General features: G+C 37.3%; 4 protein-coding genes. All 4 read right to left on the reverse strand.

What is annotated here, in order from left to right; translation table 11 throughout:
* The coding region (locus UC75_RS07290; protein WP_228137153.1) for a hypothetical protein at positions 1-2,684 on the reverse strand (2,684 nt) is incomplete at its 3' end.
* Positions 2,685-2,738: 54 nt separating this feature from the next.
* Positions 2,739-3,062: a hypothetical protein gene (locus UC75_RS07295; protein WP_049837173.1), complete on the reverse strand. Its 324-nt coding sequence runs from the start codon at positions 3,060-3,062 to the stop codon at positions 2,739-2,741.
* Positions 3,063-3,299: 237 nt separating this feature from the next.
* Positions 3,300-3,779 carry a phage tail assembly chaperone family protein, TAC gene (locus tag UC75_RS07300; RefSeq protein WP_049837174.1) on the reverse strand — a complete coding sequence of 160 codons (480 nt, stop codon included), beginning with the start codon at positions 3,777-3,779 and terminating at the stop codon, positions 3,300-3,302.
* 40 nt (positions 3,780-3,819) lie between these two features.
* Positions 3,820-4,144: phage tail tube protein (locus UC75_RS20610; protein ID WP_322842886.1), on the reverse strand; the 325-nt coding region annotated here is incomplete at its 5' end.

Here is a 4,144-nt window from a genome sequence, read left to right on the forward strand (position 1 = left end):
CCACCGTAACCAGTAAAACCTCCATCAGCAAAACCTGCTATTGTTTGCGCACCAATTACAGCGATCGAAGCGTAACCCAAACCACGAATTAAAGTTGAAGCTGGAATACCATAAATACCCATTTGCGCAATAGGTTGCATTGCAGCAAGTTCCGTATTAATTATCTGTTGAGCAATAGCGATACCCTGCTGAGCTAAAAACATTGCTTTATATGTTTTAGAGTTTTCTCCTTTAGCCTCTTTAACCATTTGAGTCATGCTGCCCCAAACCGTTGAAGCTTGAGATAAAAGAGAGCCATATAAATTTAATTGAGACTCATGCTGGTCTTGTATTAATTGCTTTGAACTGTCTTGATACTCAATATCCAAAGCCTTCATCTTTGCTAAATGCGCAGCCTTAGCTTGCTCAAGTAACTCATATCGCTGAGTAGCCATTTCAGGTGAGTCATAATCTTTATTAATTTGATTTACATCATTAGTGTAATCATCTAATTCATATGACTTTTCCTGTCTTACAGAAGTTGTCAAACCAGCCATTTGATATTCATAAGAGTTTTTGCCAAATTTATTGGCAATACCAGACAATGCTATTGCATCTTCCGCATCAGCCATTTTGTCAAGAAGGTCATTCTTATAACTATCAAATTTCTCCTGTTGAGCTTGTCGATAAGCTGAAACATCCTTTTTATAAGCCTCCTCTTGAATTTTTAAGTACTTCTGAATTGACTCATCATCACCAGCATAAGCAATTTTAATCTCTTTAATAGACTCCTCATTATCCAATGCCATTTTTTGTTCAACATTTGAATATTTAGAAACTATTGCTAGTTGTTTCTTTTCACGTTCATCATGAATCCTTAATGCGTCATTATTTGCCTTTTCGACAATATCAAGTTCAGCTTTTGCATCTTTTAATGCATCAGCTGAACCTTTATAACCCAAAACTGAAACATGAATATGTCCACCAGTTGCACGACTTGAAGGATTACGATATTCATCAAGGACCTTGACAATAAAACCATAACGTTTTGCCATTTGCTCAAGTTGGGTAACTGCTTCATCAGATTTTTTGACATCATCAATTGTAAAATCAAAAGCATTTCCCGTTGCATGTTTGCTATTAGTACCTTTGTGATAGGTATCATTAAAAGCTGTAAATCTATTTAAATCTTTACCCAATGCAGATTGAACAAGCTGGGCAAAATTAGCTGTATATGCTCTTACTTGACCACCAGCAATTGATTCAGCACCTTTAATACGTAAACCGTTAAGTGCTGAAGCACCAACCATCTTATTAAGGTCTTGCTGAGCTTTGGCTGCTTTAGCTGCTGCCTTTGCTTGTTCTTCTTTAGCCTTGGCATTTTCCTTAGCTGTTTCAGTGTCGGTAATGGTACTTTTTGAATTTGCTAGGTTCGCCTCGTTAACTTTTAATTGAGCTGCTGACAGTCCAGTTAAAGTTGGCATTGTGCTAGTCTGAACATTACTTACAAAAGCCATTGCGCTTTTGATAGTTTTATCGATCCCAGCCGCTGTGTCATTCCAGATATCTTTGCCTTCACTAAATCCTGTTTTTAAGACATTAATCTGATCACTTATTGTTGTTGCAGCATCTAACCTAGCAGCGACTACGCCAATATGATTAATTAAATTAGCAAAACCACTAATTGATTGGATAACCACCGAAACAGCACTAGCTACCCCAACAATTGCAACACCGACGATTTTCGCAATAGTACCAACAGAACTTAAAACTGTTCCAAAACTTCCACTTTTAACAGCGCCATCCACAAAGTATTGAATTAAATTGCTCAACACTGGAGTCATTTGACTAGCTAACTGATTTTTAAAGCCTTGAAACTGTGTACCTAATGCTTGTGTTTGTGCATTAAGTAATAATGATTTATCAATACTTTCTTGAGTTCGGACTACTCCAGCCTCTTGCAGTTGATCACCATACTCTTTGATTAATGCAGAGTTATTTGCGAATAATGGAGCCAAATCACCCAAATCACTAGCTAAAGACTCCAGAACAAAGCGTTTCTCGGCGGCAGTAGCGCCCATATCATTTAATTTGGTAGTCATTTGGCCTAAAGCATCAACCGTATCCATAGTTGAAAGCTTTTTAGCAAAATCATCAATTTCTTTTGCTGTCATTTTTGAGTTGTTGGCCAACATTTCAAAAAAGTCTTTTGCACCGCCACCTTTTGTAGAAGTGTACTCGCCCAATTTCTCAGACGTATCAGCCAAAATATCACTTAACTTATCTTGCTCAACTCCAAATGCACTTGCTGCACCAGCAACAATTTGAAAGTTTTCAGCAGATGTTACAGCTCTTCTTGATAAACGGTTCAGCTCTGCATCTGCTTTTGCCAAATCAAGTGACATCTGACTCAATGCCCCACCAGCAACAACAATCCCTCCTACAGCCATACCAGCTAATGATGCTGTTGCGGTTAGAACACCACCTCGCAAAACCCCCAATTTTCCTGTAATACCTTCTATAGCTGAGCCAATCTGAGTACCACCCAATGAAGCATTCATTTGCTCTTTAAAATCGGAGAAAGCTTTACCCATTTTGGCTGTAGATTCTTTGGCTTTCCGTTCCGCTTGAGTCATTGGACCTACAAACTGACCAATTTGAGCAACTAAATCTAGCGTTAAACGCCCAAGTGAAGCAGATGCCATAGTTTTCTCCAGACATTAAAAAACCCCGCTTAGCGGGGTCATTTCTTAAATAATTTACCTATCAACATATAACTGGACACACATTCTATAGGACGCAATATATTGATTTAAAAATTGAATCTTTACATCCTTCTCATTGTTATATAAAGGCAAGGTATAAACATACTTAAGCATTTTACTTAAGTTATCCCTATATTCCTTATCATCAATCTCATTGATTAGTTCCAATTGTTCCTTTTGAGTCTCATGCTCATATCTATTAACAAGCAATTTATTAATTTGATCAGCATAGCCGTGACATCTTTCATCAACAGTTCTATCTTGAGCATAGACAAAAGTTGGAATAACCAACATTAATATTATAAAAAGTTTTTCCATTATTTTTTCATCACTAAATTCTAATTAAGAAATCAATGAGAATAACTAACAGGATAAGAAAAAGCCACTTTGCAGTGACTTTTCAAAATTAGGATTGATAATTTTGCATAGCCTCTTCAAAGCTGATATCAGGCGCATCAAAATGCGGTAAGAAGTCATAGATATCTTCAACTTCAAAATCATTGGCTTTTGCAAACATGTATTTCAACTCACCCAATATCTGCTCAAATCGCAACCCTAAGTTAAGGCTTCCGCGTCTTTTTCTATATTGTTGCCAGAAGATGAATTCTCGGTAACTAAGGTTCTTTTTTGCTTTGGCGATCGTTTCGCCCGCGATGCCGTTTTGGACAAGTTCCGCCCAGATTTCGAGTTCGGCAAACTCGTCTTCGGTGTACTCGACTTTCCCAAGTAATTCTTTTCAATGATTTTATCCCAGATAGCTTGAATCAAATGTTTATTGAAGTTCTTACGTATTTGTTCTTCTGTGAAAATTGGCTCACCGTTCTCGGTAACAATACAATCTGCTAAAATACAAGCTAAACCCTCGCGTCCTTCATTATTAGCATTCATTTGAGCTTTTGCTGTTTCATAATCCATAATTTTGATATGGGTTTCAAATGTACGAGGTTCACCATTTACAACAATATCAACTTCAATTAGTTCAGGTTCACCAACCAAAGCGCCAGATAAAATATCTTCAATACTTAATTTATTCATTTTTTAATCCAATAAATAAGCCCCATTTCGGGGCTATTTGTTAAGGGGTAACTGTTTCAGGAATCCATTCAACTGACGTATTCCGTTGAACGGTAACGGTACTTTTAACAACAGTATTAGCATCAACATCCATAGGGAATGTATCGACATAGCCTTTAAACTTATTCCAGCTTCGACCAGTCGGTAATGTTACTTCACCAGTACTTGCATCAACGGTAGGTACAATATTTTTAACACTACCTTTAGTTTTGCCTGCCCATCCGACAACCCATTGAACTTCTTTGCCAGATAAAGAAAGATTATATAAACGAACATGTGATGGTTTTTGTGGATCAGCATTCACATCAAAGGTTGATTGCCCTGGG

The sequence above is a fragment of the Acinetobacter sp. V2 genome (genome assembly GCF_001188385.1).
Taxonomy (GTDB): Bacteria; Pseudomonadota; Gammaproteobacteria; order Pseudomonadales; family Moraxellaceae; genus Acinetobacter; species Acinetobacter oleivorans.